Here is a 20,427-nt window from a genome sequence, read left to right as displayed (position 1 = left end):
ATCACTTAAATTACTATAACATTGAGTCCTTTTAATCAACACTTTATTACTCCTAGGTGGGTAGTATTAGTGATAGACATACTTATTGTTTTCTTTAGCTATGTAATAACCAATTTTATACTTAATAGTTTTCTAAATTCTTTTAGTTTAGAAAAATTATTATTTAAATTACCATTTGTTGTAGCAGCATATACTCTATGTTTCCTATACTTCAAAACATATAAGGGAATTGTAAAAAAAACGGGGTTAAAAGATGCTGAAAATGTATTTGTATCTAATACTACGGCTTTTCTGATTCTTTTCTTCATCTCTTTTATCTATAGACAATTCATTGAATCTAATCTTTCGGAGAACACTCCTGTTTCATATGTTTTCAGAATGTCTTACTCTGTTATCTTTGTCCATTTATTTATTTCAACAGTAATAATGGTTATTGCCAGATTATATTATAAATGGATTTATAATTATTTTTTCTCAAAAAATAAGGAACAACAAAAAATATTAATTTACGGTGCAGGAGATTCAGGATTAATTACTCGAGATATTTTACAAAATGATACTCAGTTTAATTATAAAGTTGTAGGTTTTATTGATGATAAACCTTCTAAAATTGGAACATTTATAGATGGTGTTAAAATTTATTCTATAAATGATATTGATAATAAATTCATTGAACGAAATGATATTTCAGAAATTATTATTTCTATTCAAAATATTAAAACGAATCAATTATTAAATCTATCCAAATCATTAGAAGATTTGAATGTAAACATAAAAATAATTCCACCTATTTCTAATTGGATTGATGGTACATACAAGCCTGCTCAAATCAAACAATTAAAAATTGAAGATTTATTAGGTCGTGAATCAATTAAGTTGAAAAACCCTATTATTAATGAAAATGTACAAGGTAAGGTAATACTTGTTACTGGTGCTGCAGGTTCTATAGGAAGTGAAATTTCAAGGCAACTTGCTATGATGGATTTTGCTCAACTAATTTTGATTGATCAGGCAGAATCGGCTCTATATGATGTTCAACAGTCTTTAAAAAATGAAATTTCTGAAGAAAAACAAAATAGAATAGATTATATCGTTTCGAGTGTAAGAGATCGAAAACGAATGTTAAGCCTTTTTGATAAATATCATCCGCAAATTATTTTTCATGCAGCTGCATATAAACATGTTCCTTTAATGGAAAGATTTCCATATGAAGCAATTAATACAAATATTTATGGAACAAAAATTATTGCTGATTTAGCGAATGAATTTGGTGCCGAAAAATTTGTTATGGTTTCAACAGATAAAGCGGTTAATCCGACTAACGTGATGGGAGCAACCAAACGTGTGGCAGAAATTTATGTAAATTGTACAAATGAAAAATCTAAAACAAATTATATTGTTACTCGATTTGGCAATGTCTTAGGATCTAATGGTTCTGTAATACCTTTATTCAAACGTCAATTAGAAAACGGAGGTCCTTTGACAGTAACACATCCCGATATTACACGTTTTTTCATGACTATTCCAGAGGCCTGCCAATTAGTATTAGAAGCGGCTATTATGGGAAAAGGTGGTGAGATTTTTGTATTCGACATGGGCGAATCAATGAAAATTATTGATCTTGCTAAAAGGATGATTAGATTAAGTGGCTTTAAATATCCTGAAGAAATTGATATAAAAATTGTAGGTTTGCGTCCAGGTGAAAAAATCTATGAAGAGTTATTGGCTAATGATGAAAATACAGTAAAGACCCATCATGAAAAAATAATGATAGCAAAAGTTAATACAAACAAATGTCAAGACAATAAAAAACTAATTGAAGAACTATGCTTAATGTCTTCAACCATAGAAAAACATGAGCAAGTCATGCATTTAGTGGCTAAAATAAAAGAGATTGTACCAGAATTTAAATCTCAAAACTCAGAATTTGAAAAACTTGATAACTTAATTTATGAAAAATAAAATTTTTAATCTTTTAATTGTAATAGTTATACTCACTATTTCTTCTTGTGCATCAAAAAAAGAATTAGTCTACTTTCAAGGAGATCAACAATCTACTACGAAATACGAAGAATATATTCCTAAAATTCAATCTTCTGATATGCTAGCAATCAGTGTAAGTGCTGCTGATATAAAAGCTACAGAACCTTTTAATCAACAAAGTGTTTATCAAGTAAATTCTGGGGTGCAAAATAATCCTTATGCGAAGGTTTATACTGTTGATGAAAATGGTTATATCAACTATCCGTTAATTGGTAATGTGAAAGTAGGTGGATTAACTAGAACAGAAGCTGAAAATGAATTAAAAGCAAAAATCTCAAAATATATCGTTAATCCTGGGGTAAATATTAATTTTACAAATTTTAGAATTAGCGTTTTAGGAGAAGTTGCTAAACCTGGTAATTTTACAATTCCAAGCGAAAGAGTAAGTATACTTGATGCTTTAGGTATGGCTGGTGATTTAACTATTAATGGTGTTAGAAATAATATTATGGTTATTCGTGAACAAAATGGACAAAAACAAACATATAACGTCGATTTAACATCCAAAGAAATACTAAACTCTCCTGTTTATTATTTAGCCCAAAATGATGTTATTTATGTAGAACCAAATAATGCTAAAATTTCATCATCTAAATTTACACCAAACTATTCATTATGGATATCTGTTGCTGGTGTTATAATATCTGTAATTGCTGTTATTTCTAAATAAAAATGAGTACAAATAAAAATAACCTAGAAGACCAATACTTCGATGAGTCTGAAGAAACGATTAATATCAGGCAAATTTTAGAACAATATCTTTATTACTGGAAATGGTTTGTATTTGGAGTTATTATTTCTTTAACCTTAGCCTTTTTATATGTTAAATATACTCAGAAACAATATCAAGTTTCAGCTAAAATATTATTAAATGAGAAAGAATCTGCAACAGGTGAATTAGCTGGTTTAATGGATCAAGCTATGCTTGGAGGGGGATTTTCAACAAATGCTGAAGTTGGTGATCAAATTGATGTTTTAAAATCAAAACGACTAATTACTAAGGTTGTAGAAGAAAATAATTTAAATATTCAATATTTTAGTAAAGGTCGTGTAGCTGAAGTTGAATTAACTCAAGAGAAATCTCCTATTAAAATTATTTTTCTAAACGAAGCTGATAAAACCAATGAAGATTTAGAAGCTAAATTTATTGTTCAAATAAAATCTACAACAAAATTTATTTTAACAAACAAAACAACTTCTACAGAAAAGGAATATTCTTTTGGACAAAAAATAAATGATAAGATTGGAAGTTTTGTTATCAGTCCTAATAAAAACTTAGCTAAATCAATTGATAATGAATATCTGATTGTTTTAAATTCTATTGATAAGACTGTAGATAATTACCAAAAGAAACTTGCTATAGATCCTAACAGTGAAAAAAGTTCTAAAATTATTAACTTCTCATTAGTAGGTCCTGTTCCTGAGATTTCTAAAAAAGTAATTAATGATTTAATTATTAATTACAACAAAGATATTGTAGGCGATAACCATAAATTAACTGAAGCTACATCTAAGTTTATTGATTCAAGGTTAGCTATTGTTAGTGGCGATTTAGATGGTGTTGACAAACAATTAGAACAATATAAACAAAGTAATAATATTACAGATGTTACCTCTGAAGCAAATATTTTTTTAGAGAGTGCTGCTGATAATGAAAAGAAATTATTAGATGCTTCTACACAACTACAATTAGTTGAATATATGAATGGAGCTCTTAATACGTCTCGTACAGATTTACTTCCTTCAAATATTGGTTTAGAAGATAAATCTATTTCATCAGAAATATCTTCATACAACGAACTAGTCCTAGCTAAAGAAGATATGTTAAAATCTGTAACAAATGAACATCCAAATGTTATTAAATTACAAGAGCAAATAAATGATGTAAAAAGAAACCTGAAGAATAGTTTAAAATTATATAGAAATAACACACAAACTATTTTAAATACAATACAAGGAAAGCAAAATCAAATTGCTGGAAAAATTAAAAAAGTACCTAGTCAAGAGCGTGGTTTTAGAGATATATCTCGCCAACAACAAATTGTAGAGGCTTTATATTTATTCTTACTTCAGAAAAGAGAAGAAAATGAAATAAAAGCTGCTGCAACACCAGAAAATATTAAAGTAATTGATTATGCTTATGGTATAAAAGAACCTGTTTCCCCTAAAAAAAGTATTATATTTTTAGGAGCGCTTATTGTAGGTCTTATAATACCTTTTATAATAATTTATATATACAAATTATTAAATAATACAGTTAATTCAAAAGAAGATGTAGAAAATGCCGTAGGAGCACCTATCGCAGGACAAGTACCGAAAAGTAATATTTCTATATTAGAAAATAATGATAACTCAAGTGCTGCTGAAGCTTTCCGAATCTTAAGAACAAATGTAAATTTCTTATTAAAGAACTCAACAGATCCTCAATGTATTTATATTACATCTACAACTAGTGGAGAAGGAAAATCATTTATATCAACTAACTTAACTCAGATTTTAACAATGTCTGGAAAATCAGTATTGTTAATCGGAGCTGATATTCGAAGTCCAAAAGTATTAGATTATTTAGGTATTTCTGATCAATATATACATAAATATGGTGTAACTGAATATTTAATTTCTAATGATGTTAATATTGATGATATTATCATAAAAAAACCTGCACATTATAAATTCGATGTTATTTATTCAGGTCAAATAGCACCTAATCCATCCGAATTATTAATGAATGGACGATTTGATGATATTATTAAATATGGAAAGGAACATTATGATTATGTAATAGTTGATACAGCTCCTGTAAGTTTAGTAACTGATACACTATTAATTTCAGACGATGCAGATATTACAATGTACGTAGTTCGTGCCAACTACTTAGATAAACGTATGCTAGCAATTCCAAGAGATTTATATAGAGAAAATAGACTTAAGAATATGGCTATGGTTATTAATGATGTTGACTTTACAAAAGGTTATGGCTATGGTTATGGCTATGGTTATGGAGAAAACCATAATAAAGGTGGATTTTTTAAAAACCTTTTTAAACGTAAATAAAATAAAAACCTGAAGTTAATCTTCAGGTTTTTTGTTCTATAAAATATATACACTATTGACCTTCCTTCTCCAATCTCTCTAATGCTTTTTCGTGAGCTGATTTTACATCATTTTTGATCTTTTTATCTTGTGTAGATTTTCTAATCTTTTCTGCATGATAAGCCAAATCATCTAATGTCATTTTATAACTCACATAAAATCCGCGATTATATCTTGAATATGAAGCTAATCCCCAACCAGCAATTAATTGATTCTTAATCTTTTTGGTTTGATATTCGTTCAAATAACGTTGAAGTTTTGGAGAAATTTCTTCTTTCGCAATTGATTTTACAGAACCATTCATTCGGCTAAACCAATATTTATTATCCAATTTTATATATGATTTTGCACCTAAAATGCTTTTAAAAGCAAGATCCCCAAGCAGTAAAACCTTTTCAAATTCAGATTTTTCATTGGTCATATAATCCCAATACATTTCAGAAGTCATTCCAACCATCGGACTTTTATCTATTGTTGCTTCATACAAATCTTTACCATTTTGATAAGCTGCTGCAACATTTTTAAATTCGATTCCAAAATCATCACAAGCCTTCTGATAACCTGTAAAAGAACCCGAATATTTTTCGAAATTATCTATAAAAACTCTATAAATACAATAATGTGAAATATCAATCAAAACTTTTTTAGAATCATCTAAAAAACCGTTTATCAACTGTATCGGAAAGTTATAATATTCGTAGGAACTCATAATTGTTTGATTGTCTTAAATGTGGTGTTAATTCATCGACTAAGATAAGATAGTTTTTATTATTCTTAAAATGATAAGTATCAAAAAACTTCAAAATTTAATAGGTTAGATTTTTAAAGGGGTAAAACTTCAATTCCTAATTTCTTCCTAAATCTTCTTTGTCCTTTGTCTCAAAATAATAAACAAATGAAATTTTTCTTAACAATAATTACAAGCACTTTCTTAACAATTACTACGATAGCTCAGACGAAAAATGATTCAATTATCACCATTCAACCTCAACAAAAAACATTAAAACCTAAAGTTGAACATGCAGAACCTCTCTATACAGATTTGATGCGTGATTTGGGCGCACGAAAAGGAGAAGCTGAGATAAATGTAGGATTTGGAGTGACCTCAAAAAAAGGATATAATGAATATAATGGTTTTATTGAGTATGAATGGGCTGTTGCAGATCGTTTGGGATTGGAGGTTGAAGTACCTTTTTCTTTTAATCACAAAAGCGATAATAACGATGGCTCTATTTATGTTCCGAACAATAAAATTGAAGGTTTAAAATTAGCAACTCAATATACTTTTTTAGTAAATGAAAAACAAAAAATGTCTTTGGCTGTAGCTTATGTTCATGAATTTGAGTTTAATAATTTTAAAGAATTAGGACATCAAGGTTCTGTATTTACGGGTATGAAAATGAATCCTGTTTTTATTGGAGCAAAGAATTTTAAAAATTTCAACACGTTAATCTATACAGGTCCTATTTTTGAACATCATTATAAAGAGCAAAAAGTAGATGTTGGAGCAACTATAAATGCAAGTATGATGTATGTTTTACCAAATTCGAAAAACTTTATTGGACTTGAAAATAATATGGATATTGACCGCGATGGATTTCATTATACTTTAAGACCTCAAATTAGATTGGCTATTCAACACAATTTAATGATTGGTTTGGTTACTGGAGTTTCTATCACCAAACATACAGGAACCAACCTTGATGTGATGACACGTATTATTTGGGAACCTTAGTTTTCTTAATAAAAAAACCTCCTTTAAAACTTTTTAAAGGAGATTTGTGGAGCTGGCGGGATTAAGGACATGTGTTAAATATCAATCTCTTAGCTCTAAAAACCTTCTAAAGGGGATGAAATCGGGGATGATTTCCACTAACCATCTTCAACCCTACTCGTATATTTATTTAAATCAAAGAATTCCTTCGTCTGCAAAACTAAGGTAAGAATTTTTAGCCATAATAATATGGTCTAACAATCGAATATCAAATAACTCGCAACACTCTTTGATTTTAGAAGTTATTCGCTTATCTGATTCACTCGCATTTAAGTTCCCACTTGGATGGTTGTGAGTTATTACAAGAGCAGATGCGTTAGCTTTTAATGCCATTCCCATAATTAACCTTACATCTATGCTACAAGTGTTAATTCCTCCCTTAAACATGCTTTTAATTCCTAAAACTTGATTACCCTGATTTAGTAATAATATTTTGAACTCTTCTTGAAGTTCAATTGTATCCAAATCCCAATTCGCTTTAAGAACTTGATAAACTTCACTACTTCCCATTACTTTGATTTTCTCATCAACTTCATTCATATATGAGATTTTAATTTCTGACACCTTCATTTTTGGCTATAAGATTTTAGAGTAGAGATAAATTTTGTTGATGATTTAGTATCAAAAACAAGCAAGTTTGTTTACCTCTACGTTTGTTAAACATTAATTTAGAATCACAGGAGGATGAATGAATCCACCAGAAAAAACCATTCTATTAAAAAGTGGTGCGGGGGATTCCAAATCTTCCAAAAATAGGCGGGGGTTATTCGAGGGTAGTTTACGTGTTCGAAAATTTTATAAAAAAAATTTTTGTAGAAATTGTAAAGTTTGTAATTGTAGAAAGAGATATTTTAATCAATACCTTCTCAAATATTTAGAATCACAGGAAAGGTAGAAAATCAAATATCTAATACTAAAATTTTGATTTATGATATTGTAATCTTCCCCTTGTTAGGAACATTTAAAAGTATAGTTTTTATTTAATATTATTGTATTATTATTTTGATTAATTTGAAATGTAGGAAAATCATTAGGATTTTTGACCTTACCATATTTCAATAAAAAATTTCTAGGAGAAAGATATTGTAAAGAACTGTGTGGTCTTTCATTGTTATACATCCACATCCAAATTTCTGTATAATTTTTCATTTCTTTGATATTTTCAAATAAATAAGCATTTAAAAAATCTGTTCTAAAAGTTCTATTAAATCTTTCAATCAACGAATTTTGCGTAGGTTTCCCAGGTTGAATATAATATAATTCAATGGCTTTTTTTTGACAAAATAGTTTTAGTTTTTCAGCAATAAATTCTGGACCATTATCTACTCTAATTTTCTCAGGTTTCCCTCGCCATTCGATTAGTTTTTCAAGTTCAGAAATTACTTTAGCTGAAGGTAAGCTTGTGTCGATACAAATACTCAAAATTTCTCGATTAAAATCGTCTATAATATTCAAACTTCTCACGCTTTTTCCGTTTTCTAAACTATCATGCATGAAATCCATACTCCACGTTACATTTGGATAAATCGGACGTAAAAGCGGCTCTTTAATCCTTGCAGGAAGTCTTTTTTTACGTTTATTACGTAGGTTAAGTTTCATCGAAGTATAAATTCGATAAACTCGTTTATGGTTCCAAGTAAATCCTAAATTTCGTAAACGATGATGCATCATCCAAAAGCCCCAAGTTTGATGCTCGTTGGATAGCGCTATCAATTGAAAACGTATTTTATCATCCTCATCTTTACGTACTTTTTGATAATAAAAAACGGATGTTCTTAAGCTAAATAGACGACAAGCCCTGCGAGAACTTAGCTGATGTTTTTCTTTTGAATACAACACCAACTCTCGTTTTTCACAAGGCGTTATAGCTTTTTTTCGATAACATCTTTTAAAACTACGTTTTCCAAAGTAAGCTCTGCTACAATTTTTTTATATTGGGACAATTGCTTCTCTAGTTCTTTTAATTGAGCTAATTGATGGGCTTCCATTCCGCCATATTTACTCTTCCATTTATAAAAAGTGGGTTGACTTATTCCATGTTCACGACAAATTTCATTGACTGTTTTGCCTTGATTTTGTTCTGATAAGATCTTGACGATCTGAACTTCTGTAAAATTGCTCTGTTTCATAATTATCCCTAAGTTAATAAACTATATTTTTAAACGGTCCGGTTTTTAGGGAAGATTACAATATGTAAATAAATATTTACATAATTACTATATTGCAAAAAAATATTTAATATGGGACTTGGAGGAAAAGAATGGATTATACTAATAATTTTAATGGGTGTTATTACAATACCTTATATATTATTTCTAAAGACTTTACAAAATACTATTAAAGAGATTTCTCTTGAAAATAGAAAAATTAATCCAAATGACGTTTGGTTAATTTTAATACCACTTTTTGGAATAATCTGGCAAATGATTGTAATTAATAAAATTTCTATTTCCTTAGGAGATGAATTAAATAAAAAAAATATAGGTAACAATGAAGTAAAACCTACATTCGCTTTAGGGATAGCATATTGTATTCTTCAAATACTTACTGTTATTCCAATTGCAGGTATTTTATTTGGTTTAATTGCGTTTATTTTATGGATAATATATTGGGTTAAAATTGAAAGTTATAAAACGTTATTAAAGAGAGATTAATAACATTTTATTTAAAATGTTTGACTCTTATTAATTATATCCTAATATATTCTATATTAAGATATAAACCATTAATATTTCTATATATGAAAAATTATATCTCATTATTTATTAAAATATCAATAATATTTTTAATATTAACAATAACATATCCATTTATATTATCAGTATTTTTTGAAGAAAGTACGGATAAGGGTACTTTTGGAGATAGCTTTGGCGCTTTAAACTCAATTTTTTCTGGTATAGCTCTTTGTGGTATTATTGTGTCTTTAATAATGCAACAATCTGAAATGAAATTACAAAGAGATGAAATGATAGCTTCAAGATATGAGTATTCACACAATAGAATTACAAATTTAGTGTATTCTCAACTTTCTAAATTCGAAAAATCAATTGAAAACATACATTTATCTAATATGCATCAGGCTCCTTCAGGAAGTAGCGCAATTTTTTTTCTTGAAAAAAAATTAATTAATATTTATAACTACAAAGAAAATAGGGAAGATCAATTAAAAGAGGCTGTAAAACAAAAAAAAGATATTAATCATAATTATCAAATACTATTACAATGTTCATCAGATTTAGCTCCCTTTATCATAACAACTTATAACTGTTTGAACGCACTTTCTTCAATTTTAAAAAAAGGTAATATTGAAGAAAATGATAAAGAAGAATTGTTTGAAGTATTCATAAATAATATAGGCGACTCATTAATCATAGTTATAAATAACATTGAAACTACTCTTCATTTTGTACTTGAATATACTGATGAATTAGGAATCAATAAAGAGTATCTACAGAAAGAACAAAACATTAAAGCTATAAATTTCTATATAAGTGAATTAAGAAATTTTCTTAATAAATAATCGTTAGATTCATATAAAAATCAACTAAACAAACAGTTAAATAACTGATTAAAAATAAATTAGTTTCAATTTATGTAAATTCATTTATATTTAATTATTTCTAATAATATAAACTAATAAATAACTTATTTTTACAATTAATAACTAATACATTTAGTGTAATATGAAAGTAAAGCTAGGTCAAGCAGTAAAAATGTTTTTTAGCAACTCATCTCTTGAAATGGTTTATTTTGAAGCCGTTAGCAATTCATTAGACGCTGATGCTACAGAAGTAAATATTGAATTATCTTTAGAAGCACCTAATAGACCGGAAACTTTAGAATTAAAAATTTCTGACAATGGTTTGGGATTTGACGATGATAGATACAGTAAATTTTCTAAACTATTTGATGTTGAGGAAAGTTCTCATAAAGGATTAGGTAGATTAGTTTATTTATGCTACTTCGATGAAATTTTTGTTGAAAGTACATTTTCAAATACAAATAAAAGAACGTTTACTTTCTCTCAACAATTTGAAAGTGATAAATTCATTTTAAAAAAAATTAATCATTCTAACAATGGTACAACATTGTTTTTGAAAAATTATACACTTCAAAAAATTGCAAAGTCAGATTATTTTACTCCCATAGGCATAAAAAAAAGATTACTTGAAGAGTTTTATTCAAGGCTTTTTCAATATAAGATACAAGGAAGAATTATAAATATAAACATTTCTACAACTATTAATAATAACGTTTACAAAGAGACTTTATCAAATGAAGAAATACCTTCAATGTCATTTGTAGAACTTGATAGTACACTAAGTTTAATCGATAAATTTCAATTATATTATTCTATAGAAGAAGTCGAACCAAAAGAAACGTCCCTTATTTCTGCTATTTCAATTGACAATCGAACTTTTAAAATTGAATTAATTGCTAATGAAAATATCCCAACTGGTTATAAAATGATTTTCTTATTATTTTCAGATTATTTTATTGGAAAAGTTGATGCAGCAAGGCAAAATCTTACATTAAATAATGGAGAGTTAAAAGAAATTCAAAGAATATTTAGAAAAAAAGTAACAAGCTTAATTGAAGAACAAATTCCTAGAATCAAAAAAAGTAACAAGTTAATCAAAGAAAATTTAATTAATAGATACCCACATCTAAATGGATATTTTGATATTGAAAACATCGGTTATATTAAAAGAAATGAAATTTTAAAAAATGCTCAAGAAGAATTTTTTAAAGCTCAAAAAGAAATACTTGATGCTAATCATCTTACAAACGAGCAATTTGAAAAATCTCTTGAAATCTCTGCTAGAGCATTAACTGAATATATATTATTTAGACAATTAACCATTGACAAGCTTAAAAACTCAACTTCCAAAGAAAGTGAAGCTGAATTACATAATTTAATTGCCTCAAAAGGAAAAGAAGGTAGGTTTGAAAAAGATAATCTAATTAATGACATTTATAAAAACAACTCTTGGTTACTTGATGATAAGTTTATGACTTACGAAATTACACTGAGTGATAGAGAAATGTCTGAACTTGTTGAACATTTAGTTGAAGGTGAAGAAATAGCTAGAGATATAGATCGACCTGATTTTGCATTTATTTTTTCAAATAATCCAAATGAAGAAAAGCCTTTCGACGTTGTAATAGTGGAATTAAAAAAACGAGGTGTAAATCTTTATGAAAACTTAAAAACTGTAAATCAACTAGAAACAAGAGCAAGAAATTTAATGAAATATTATAATAACAAAGTGCAAAGAATTTGGTATTATGGCATTATTGAATTTAATGATGAAGTTGAATTGGCTTTATCAAGTGATTTTACAGAATTATATTCTTCAGGTAAACTATATTATAATGAAAAGGATGTAGCTATTTCTTTAAATCCTAAAAGGTCTGTTCCTGTTGGGATCTTTATGTGGGATATTGATGCCATTGTTTCTGATGCTAGTGCAAGAAACAGTACATTTTTAAATTTTATTAAAAGTAAATTTTCTACACAATAAAAAAAGAACTCAGCATATACATTTACTTTGTAAAATGGGATATAAAGAAAGAGGTTTAATCTCCAAAATATATTTAACATAATTTGGTTATAGTGGGCTTGTCCCCGATAGCCCGTAGGCGACTATAACAACAAGTTATGTTAATATAGATTTTGTCCGCTGTTTCCTATTTAAGTTTCAAGATAGCTTTCAAGCTCAGGAGATGTAAAAGAGATATCGGTTGGATTTGCAGTTTTTGTACTTTTTGTAACATTGTAAATCTTGTAAGCTTATTATTTTATATATGTATTTTGATTTTTAGTTAATTATATTTTACCTTTTTTAATCCTCCTGTGCTTACATATAAATAGAAGATATATTGATTTTATTATTACATAGATTACAGAATTACAAAGTGTACAATTTTTACAAATACAAAAAACCTCAGCTAATTTTTAGCTGAGGTTTATATTTATAATATAATACTTTTTTGTTTAGATAATGATATAAATTGTGTTATTCACAGTATTTTCATTTAAAACCCCTTATCCAATTCTTGATTCTTTTAAACAATAAAAATGAGGTATTAAAAATGGAATTGTAAAAATTAACAAACTTACTACTATTGCAGAATTTCTACTTTTCAGCCAATATTTATTAAATTCAAAGTCTGAAATTTCATTGTTATTATATCTAATTAAATATTTTTTAAACCTATAAATCGGTCTTATTACAATTCTTGATAAATAAAATAATCCAAAGGTTAATAAAAATGTCATAGCAGGGTTTTTATCGAAAAAATTAGGTGCATATTTTTCTCCTGAAGTTAAAATAGAGAAGAAAAATAATAAAGGAATTAAGTATAGTATAACTAAACCTAAAAAACTTGAAACATTTAAAATAAATTTATTTTTCATATTAATTACTATTGTTGATTGAAAATTTATATTTCTTTATAATTTAAGCCACCATAGACAATAAGCCCTCTCTAATCTCTTCATATATTTCTTTTTGGTTTTTATTAGTGTCAAATTTCCATTCTTTAGAAATAAATCCATTCTCTAAACTATCTGTATGACAAGTAACAATTAATTTATTATTCTTCTCTTCAAGAATAATTTTCATAAAAGGTTGCCCAAATAATAAAAATCCAATTTCTGTTTTAGAAGGAGCGTCAGAAAATATTTCCATTCGAGGTTCTGATAATAAACTAGAAATTAAATATTCATACTTTTCAAGCATATTAACTTTCGATGAACTTTTATTATAAACAAAAACTGCTGAAATAAAGCCAATAATCACAATTATTGCTAATAATATTTTATCTACACTAAGTTCCTCTATAAATTCACCATCAATCATATAAAAGGTAGGAACTATATAACAAATAACTCCAAAAACAACCGAAGCATAATAATGTTTATAAACTCCATCTAAACTCAATATTTGACCTATTGGATATAACATAAACATAATTGGTGTAAAAGAAATTGGCAATATAATTCGACTTAAAATAAAGCTAACAGGCACAATAAAATACCAATTCCATCCAATAAGACTAACAAGAGGAAAGCACATAAGTATTTCACTAAAAATCGTCAAATAAGTCATTAAAGTATTATTGTTCAAATCGCCATTTTTATATTCATATCTCAAATGACCATTATCGCTTTTTAATCGATTAAATCTTCGAATTGTATCTGTAATAAAGAATACGGATATATACAAAAAGTAGATGGATAAAATTAGAAAAAGTGTGCTCATATAAAAGTAATATCTAATGAGCCTAAATAGATGATTTTGATTAGAAAAGAAGGCGTAGGCTCGGACTCTTATCTATCTATAGGGGCTCTGGTAAGCCTTGAGGCATAGATAAGCGAAACCCACGCCCTTTATTTATAAAGGACATGAGAATCAACTTAACCTTACTCCTCATTTTTGAATGTACCAGATTCCTATAGGTAAGATTTTCGTTAACGCTTCACGTTAGTTTTACGATATGTTATTGAGACAAATATAAAACAAAATTTGCTTTGTTAACCAATGTTGTTGTTTTTTGATTTGTAAAAAATAAGGAGGTAAAAAACCTCCTTATTTTCTAATTAACTATGGAATAAGTTGTACCGATTTTAGTCAATGCCTTTTTATTTAATAACCTTTTTAATGCATTATCTACAGTCTTAACACTAACCAAAAGCTTCTCAACAACAATTTTCACCGCCTCTCCTCTTTTAAAATTTTGAGGTAGCAATTGTAAAATTTCAGACTCAGAAGCCTTCAAATCAATTGATTTGTCATATAAACTAGCCGTATCTAAAGAATTTCTTAGTAAGTAAGGCAGAATAACTTTTATAAAATCAATAGCTCTATCAGAGCATTCAAATCTATCCATTACATCAGAAAATTCATCGGTATTCTCCAAAACAGTATAAATCATCAACAAACGATACATCATTATTGCTTGTCGCAACACAATATCTACTAGATTTTCATCAATTTCTTGTACTGCTTTAAAATAACCTTCAAAGAAATTGTTAAAATCTTTGAGTTGTTCCTCTTTTAAATAAAATTCACGCTCTAAAGAATTAACAACCTCGTACACCTTGAATAAGTAATCGTTCAGATTATGAATTTCTTGTCTACGATTTCCTACGTAAGATCCATCATTCCATTCAGGTTTCTCAAGATAGGTGTAGAACATGATTCTGCTGAATAAACCGTTTTCCCTTGATTGTATCAAGGGCTTTAACTGCCCTTCTGTTCCTGAAATAGCCACCGTTAACCTTGGGGTATCACATATAATTTCTGGATAAGATTTACGAGAAATACTAATGCGTTCGTGTTGGAATGCTTTACGTAATATCTCTGAATAGTCCCCCCACTCCTTCTTTAATACAAAAGATAAAGTATCAGCTTCGTTATCATGGATATAACTCCCATCCGAAAACGAATTTGACAATTTCTCTTGTAGTTTTGCACTACTGCTATTCGCTGGAATAAAGAAGTTAGAATTTTTTGTTAGAATTTCTTCTTTTACTTTTTGAATAATTTTCTCTCCAATCGATAACTTCGATTTACCTGTAGCTGCTTGCCCAATAACAAATAAGTAGAGATTTGGAAAGAACAACTCATCTCTATAATAGCCAAATATTTTTGGGAAAATCGCACTAAGATGCGTTAAACTTGAGAGGAGAACGATATCCTTCTCTCGCCCTGTAAAGGTTTCTAATAAAGGTTTTAACACATCTGGAGCTAAATCAAATACCTCCTGTGGAAATTTTCCATCATCAGGTATTTCAAATGTAATGTCTTCCGTGGTAGTTTCTACCTCCGCCTGTGAACCCTCTACCTCTCCTTGTGAAATTTCTACTTCTTCTTTAGAAGTTGTTTTCAAATCAACGTTAGAGTCTATCTCTAACTTACTAAAATTTCCATTTAATAATGGCTTACTTTCGAACATTAAGTTCGTTGATGACATTTTTGTCATATTTATAATTTTATTTTTTTCGAAAAGACTATCTTTTCTTCTATTGCAAGTTTAGAGCGAAAGCTGAAGAATTGAACGGAGACTAATTTTTTAATTATTTTTACTTTGACTCTCCACTCATAGCCTTTGTTACAGCATCATAATATCTTTTATTATAAAATGAAGAGATAGTAGTTTCGTTTAAATTACAATTTGAAAAAACGCCTTTAACACATGGAATTTGGAAGATGTGACAAAAAATTACAATAAATTTTATTTTTTCATCTACTTCAGAGAGCAATTTTTCAACTTCTGAATAGAGTCTATGTTTTAGAATTATATGAGTTACTTTATCAATTTCTACTTTTGTCATATAGGATTCGATATATTCATCGGTTAATAATTCTTTTAAATTCTGGGTTATTGAAAATAATGCGAAAAAATTACTAATTCTAACAACTTCTTCAGATGTTGATTTTGGAGTAAAAGCAATTTTTACAAGATCTTCTGTAGAATTAAAATCATCACTAAGAATATTTTTGAGCCGTTTCAATTCTGATTGAGCATCAATAAATTCTTGAAGCATCTTTTTCTCTTCTTCAGTACTAATTGTATTATACTTTTTTATAAAATTATATTGGTATTGAATCCCTAATTGTAAAAACTTTCCTTTTAGCTCAACTAAACCATATGATTTAAACAATTCATCAAGCAAAGATTCTGCTTTTTTAGAAATTCTAAATTCATTAAAAGGGAATTCTAAATCATGTAAGAAACCTTTACTATAGCTTTTATTAAAACGAACTTTCCTAGATAAACTCTCTCTTTCTATATCTTTATAACCTTCTTCAGTAACAATTTGAAAATTATAAACAGTAGGTTCTTCCATATTATGTATTTTTTGTAACTTTTGTATTATTGTAAAAATAGTAGTTTAAATATTATTATAGTAAGGCTCAGGACTGTTTTAATATATAGAACCTCTTCTTTATCTCCTGAGCCTGTAATCTACCATAGTAGCTTCTTACAAAAATTACAAGTTTACAGCTTTCTTAATATCAATAACTTTTGCTATTGTAGGATACTCTTTTGGTTCAAGTTTCGACCTCAACAAATCTGCTTTCTGCTTATCGTTCATCTTAATATATGTTTGTAGGGTTTTAGTTTGTTTGTGTCCTGTACCGAGTTTCAACGTATCTAAATCAACTCCTTTTCCATAATTAAGCGTTACAAACGTTCTTCTTGCTGTATGGCTACTTATCATCTGCCATCTAACTTTTTTATTATCTCCGTTGTATTGCTTATTGAGTGTTTCGCATAGTTTAGCAACTTCTTTGATGTACTCATTGAACTTGACATTAGAAATCTTCGGGAGTTTATAACTATACTTTACAAGAATTGTTTTTACCACCTTCAACAATGGAAGAGTTAATTGCTCATTTGTTTTCTGCTGTCGTATTGCTATGTACTCATCATCAATAATGTTTGATTGATTTATCTTGTTGAGGTCTGAAAATCGTTGACCTGTATAGCATGCAACTAAAAATAAATCTCTTACCTGTTCCAATCTTTTGTTATCAGATAAGTTTAATTTCTCCATTTCATCTATCTCACTTTCACTCAAAGCAATGTTATCTACTTCGATATCCTTTGTCAAAAATCTACTATTATGCAAAAATGGATTAACCTTGATGCCCAAATTCTCAATAAAATATAAAACTGTTCTCAAAAATTTCATTTTACGATAAACAGTAGTCGGAGCATACCTCTTAGTCTCGATTAAATACTCTACATATTCATTTCTAAACTTCAAATCAATCATCTCAGTATTATAAATACGCTTCTTATCCTTCTGAAAATCTTTGAAGTTTTCTTTGGCTTGTTTATACTTTTGAACTGTGGTATGAGCTGTTGTAGATTTTATAGTTTCAATGTAGTCATCAAAATAATCTAAAATTGTTTTCTTATCGACTTTCTTAAACATTGGATTATTCTGAAAATATTCCTGTTCAATCAAATTCTTTAACTCTTCCGAATTTGGTTTTCTTTTGAAGGTATCAGTAAAGCTATTAAACATTTCATAAGCTACTTTTTCAATTTCGACCAATTCTTTGTTTATATTTTGATGATTCTTTTCTGAAATGGTTTCCTTGACCTTCAACCTGTCTTTATTCCAAAACTTCGGATTAACCTTCTGTTTGGTTGAGATTTTCATCTGTAGACCATCCCAACGCATGACCAAATAAATAATCGTTTCTGAACTACTCTTTGGCTCTTTCAATACAAATGTTGTCTTTATCATATATCATTTTTTAAAAATTCCTTTCTATGAGAGGGATTCAAGCTGATATACGAGGGGATGAATTAGGGGATGAAATAGCGATTTTTCACCGATTTTTATATAATTCCAAAAAGTATGGACACAAAAAAACCCTCTATTTTAGAGGGTTTAATAACTTTTAGTGTTTATAAAAGTTGTTTGTGTGGAGCTGGCGGGATTCGAACCCGCGTCCAAACAAGCAACAAATAAGCTTTCTCCATGCTTAGTTTATTATTAATTTTCGACGATATCCTGAGAATAAACACTCTGTCAACCGCTTATCATCTAAAATCTCGAAACCTATCCGATGCACTAAGGTTTCTATTCTTACTTTCCCGTGTCCCTGTATCAAACGCCGTAAGTCAAGGCTTTTGAGGGACATTCAGCTTCTATACCTAGTATAGACGTGGCGTATTCTTACTAAAATTCAGAATTATGCAGCTAAAGCGTACTCTTCGTTGCCAGTTAAAAAGTTGAAGTGCCTGATTAAAGTGAGTACACAACCTATCACTGCATGCTTACTTACCCATTGGCCCTGCTGTCAAAACCAGTCAGCCCCATAAAGTAAATTGTCAATAAATAATTGACGGATGCCAAATGTACAAATTTTATACCAAATAGAATTAACTTTTTCTAAACATAATTATTGAACAAATTTGAATAAATTAGAGAAAATTCAATTCACAAAAATTTTAATAAAATGGGAAACTTAGTTAATGTACCTACATTCAAAGATCATTATGACAATTACATCAATGGTCAATTTACGCCACCTACAAACGGAAAATACTTTGATGTTGTAACGCCACTTACTGGAAAAGTTTTTACAAAAGCTGCTCATTCTTCGGAAGAAGATTTAGCAAAAGCGGTAGATGCGGCTCACGAAGCTTTCAAAAGTTGGAGTCAAACTTCGCCAACGCAACGAAGCATTATTTTGAATAAAATTGCAGATCGAATCGAAGAAAATTTACAAAATGTTGCGGCTGTAGAAACCTACGATAACGGAAAACCAGTTCGCGAAACGTTGAATGCTGATATTCCTTTAGCTATCGATCATTTCAGATATTTTGCTTCAGTTATTCGTGCTGAGGAAGGTTCTATCAACGAATTAGATAAAGATACTGTTTCAATTATTATCCATGAGCCAATTGGTGTTGTTGCGCAAATTATTCCTTGGAACTTCCCAATTTTGATGGCGGTTTGGAAATTAGCTCCTGCTTTGGCTGCTGGAAACTGTGTGGTTTTAAAACCTGCTGAATCTACTCCTATCTCGATTTTATATTTATTCGAATTAATTGGAGATTTATTACCTCCAGGAGTTGTTAACATTGTAAATGGTTTCGGTGGAGAATTAGGTCGCGCATTGGTGACAAATCCTAAAGTATCGAAAGCTGCATTTACAGGATCTACAGCTACAGGGCGTTTCGTGATGCAATATGCAACAGAAAATATTATTCCAGTTACGTTAGAATTAGGTGGAAAATCGCCAAATGTATTCTTCGAATCTGTAATGGATCATGATGATGATTTCTTAGACAAAGCAATTGAAGGTGCAGTATTATTTGCACTTAATCAAGGTGAAATTTGTACATGTCCTTCTCGATTATTGATTCAAGAATCTATTTATGATAAGTTTATTGCACGAGTTGTAGAGCGTGTAAATATGATTAAAGCAGGAAATCCTCTTGATCCTGAAACAATGATTGGTGCGCAAGCTTCTCAAATTCAATATGACAAAATTTTAAGTTATATTAAATTAGGAAAAGAAGAAGGTGCAGAAGTTTTAACTGGTGGAGATGCTAATCATTTACAAGGAGATATCGAAAATGGTTATTACATCAAACCAACATTATTTAAAGGAAATAACAAGATGCGTATTTTCCAAGAAGAGATTTTTGGACCTGTATTAGCTGTAACAACTTTCAAAGATGAAGCAGAAGCGATTGAACTTGCTAATGATACAATTTATGGTTTAGGAGCTGGAGTTTGGACGCGTGATGCACATCAATTGTATCAAGTTCCACGCGCTATTCAGGCTGGTCGTGTTTGGGTTAATCAATATCATAGTTATCCTGCTGGAGCGCCTTTCGGAGGTTATAAACAATCTGGAATCGGACGTGAGAACCACAAAATGATGTTAGACCATTATCGTCAAACTAAAAATATGTTAGTTTCTTATAGCAAAAAGAAATTAGGTTTCTTCTAAATCAATAATTAATTAAAAATC

Annotated in this window: 17 protein-coding genes and 1 other RNA gene; 8 read left to right on the top strand and 10 right to left on the bottom strand. The window is 28.8% G+C overall.

What is annotated here, in order from left to right:
• Window positions 1-21: 21 nt before the first annotated feature.
• The 3 genes from ACTS9J_RS01670 to ACTS9J_RS01660 are packed head-to-tail and all read left to right on the top strand — an operon-like array spanning window position 22 to window position 5,097.
• The gene (locus ACTS9J_RS01670; RefSeq protein WP_448352759.1) at window positions 22-1,962 is read left to right on the top strand and encodes a polysaccharide biosynthesis protein; all 1,941 of its coding nucleotides are present in this window, start codon (window positions 22-24) and stop codon (window positions 1,960-1,962) included.
• Window positions 1,952-2,713 carry a polysaccharide biosynthesis/export family protein gene (locus ACTS9J_RS01665; protein ID WP_125348880.1) on the top strand — a complete coding sequence of 254 codons (762 nt, stop codon included), beginning with the start codon at window positions 1,952-1,954 and terminating at the stop codon, window positions 2,711-2,713. Before ACTS9J_RS01670 ends, ACTS9J_RS01665 begins: the two co-directional genes overlap by 11 nt.
• 2 nt (window positions 2,714-2,715) lie before the next feature.
• Window positions 2,716-5,097, top strand: a complete 2,382-nt coding sequence (locus ACTS9J_RS01660) for a GumC family protein (RefSeq protein WP_448352758.1) — start codon at window positions 2,716-2,718, stop codon at window positions 5,095-5,097.
• A gap of 52 nt (window positions 5,098-5,149) precedes the next feature.
• On the opposite strand, the gene ACTS9J_RS01655 is transcribed toward ACTS9J_RS01660, so the two are convergent.
• A complete protein-coding gene (locus tag ACTS9J_RS01655; RefSeq protein ID WP_219034502.1) occupies window positions 5,150-5,845 on the bottom strand; it encodes a hypothetical protein in 696 nt (231 codons plus the stop codon).
• 186 nt (window positions 5,846-6,031) lie between these two features.
• On the opposite strand from ACTS9J_RS01655, the gene ACTS9J_RS01650 reads away from it, so the two are divergent.
• Entirely contained in the window at window positions 6,032-6,871 is an 840-nt protein-coding gene (locus ACTS9J_RS01650; protein WP_038336266.1) for an HAEPLYID family protein, read from the top strand.
• Window positions 6,872-7,045: 174 nt separating this feature from the next.
• Here the strand turns inward: ACTS9J_RS01650 and ACTS9J_RS01645 are convergent, their stop codons facing one another.
• The 3 genes from ACTS9J_RS01645 to ACTS9J_RS01635 all read right to left on the bottom strand — a co-directional run bounded on the left by ACTS9J_RS01645 (window position 7,046) and on the right by ACTS9J_RS01635 (window position 9,039).
• The gene (locus ACTS9J_RS01645; protein ID WP_180905479.1) at window positions 7,046-7,480 is read right to left on the bottom strand and encodes a JAB domain-containing protein; all 435 of its coding nucleotides are present in this window, start codon (window positions 7,478-7,480) and stop codon (window positions 7,046-7,048) included.
• 381 nt (window positions 7,481-7,861) lie between these two features.
• On the bottom strand, window positions 7,862-8,749 hold the full coding sequence (locus ACTS9J_RS01640) for an IS3 family transposase (protein WP_181816276.1): 888 nt from the start codon (window positions 8,747-8,749) through the stop codon (window positions 7,862-7,864).
• A 23-nt stretch (window positions 8,750-8,772) separates the two neighbouring features.
• On the bottom strand, window positions 8,773-9,039 hold the full coding sequence (locus tag ACTS9J_RS01635; protein ID WP_038336637.1) for a transposase: 267 nt from the start codon (window positions 9,037-9,039) through the stop codon (window positions 8,773-8,775).
• A gap of 111 nt (window positions 9,040-9,150) precedes the next feature.
• Here ACTS9J_RS01635 and ACTS9J_RS01630 point away from each other — a divergent pair, with 111 nt between their 5' ends.
• The 3 genes from ACTS9J_RS01630 (at window position 9,151) to ACTS9J_RS01620 (ending at window position 12,435) form a co-directional block, all read left to right on the top strand.
• Window positions 9,151-9,564, top strand: a complete 414-nt coding sequence (locus ACTS9J_RS01630; RefSeq protein ID WP_448352757.1) for a hypothetical protein — start codon at window positions 9,151-9,153, stop codon at window positions 9,562-9,564.
• Between the two features lie 86 nt (window positions 9,565-9,650).
• A complete protein-coding gene (locus ACTS9J_RS01625) occupies window positions 9,651-10,430 on the top strand; it encodes a hypothetical protein (protein WP_448352756.1) in 780 nt (259 codons plus the stop codon).
• A gap of 163 nt (window positions 10,431-10,593) precedes the next feature.
• Window positions 10,594-12,435 carry an ATP-binding protein gene (locus tag ACTS9J_RS01620; RefSeq protein WP_448352755.1) on the top strand — a complete coding sequence of 614 codons (1,842 nt, stop codon included), beginning with the start codon at window positions 10,594-10,596 and terminating at the stop codon, window positions 12,433-12,435.
• 524 nt (window positions 12,436-12,959) lie between these two features.
• Here the strand turns inward: ACTS9J_RS01620 and ACTS9J_RS01615 are convergent.
• From ACTS9J_RS01615 to ssrA, 6 genes are all read right to left on the bottom strand, one after another.
• Window positions 12,960-13,331, bottom strand: coding sequence for a hypothetical protein (locus tag ACTS9J_RS01615; protein ID WP_448352754.1), 372 nt, complete (start codon window positions 13,329-13,331; stop codon window positions 12,960-12,962).
• 43 nt (window positions 13,332-13,374) lie between these two features.
• Window positions 13,375-14,043, bottom strand: a complete 669-nt coding sequence (locus ACTS9J_RS01610) for a hypothetical protein (protein WP_152606162.1) — start codon at window positions 14,041-14,043, stop codon at window positions 13,375-13,377.
• Window positions 14,044-14,512: 469 nt separating this feature from the next.
• Window positions 14,513-15,892 (bottom strand): DUF3987 domain-containing protein, encoded by a 1,380-nt coding sequence (locus ACTS9J_RS01605; RefSeq protein WP_448352753.1) that lies wholly within the window; start codon window positions 15,890-15,892, stop codon window positions 14,513-14,515.
• Window positions 15,893-16,001: 109 nt separating this feature from the next.
• The gene (locus tag ACTS9J_RS01600; RefSeq protein WP_448352752.1) at window positions 16,002-16,769 is read right to left on the bottom strand and encodes a hypothetical protein; all 768 of its coding nucleotides are present in this window, start codon (window positions 16,767-16,769) and stop codon (window positions 16,002-16,004) included.
• Between the two features lie 144 nt (window positions 16,770-16,913).
• A complete protein-coding gene (locus ACTS9J_RS01595; protein ID WP_448352751.1) occupies window positions 16,914-18,182 on the bottom strand; it encodes a tyrosine-type recombinase/integrase in 1,269 nt (422 codons plus the stop codon).
• Between the two features lie 179 nt (window positions 18,183-18,361).
• Window positions 18,362-18,759: a transfer-messenger RNA gene (ssrA, locus tag ACTS9J_RS01590) on the bottom strand.
• A 141-nt stretch (window positions 18,760-18,900) separates the two neighbouring features.
• Between ssrA and ACTS9J_RS01585 the strand changes: the two genes are divergently transcribed.
• A complete protein-coding gene (locus tag ACTS9J_RS01585; RefSeq protein WP_286474546.1) occupies window positions 18,901-20,406 on the top strand; it encodes an aldehyde dehydrogenase family protein in 1,506 nt (501 codons plus the stop codon).
• Window positions 20,407-20,427 lie beyond the last annotated feature (21 nt).

The organism is Empedobacter sp. ULE_I140 (assembly GCF_053482575.1).
The sequence above is the reverse complement of the archived record's forward strand: the minus strand, read 5'-3'. Positions and strand labels throughout refer to the sequence as shown.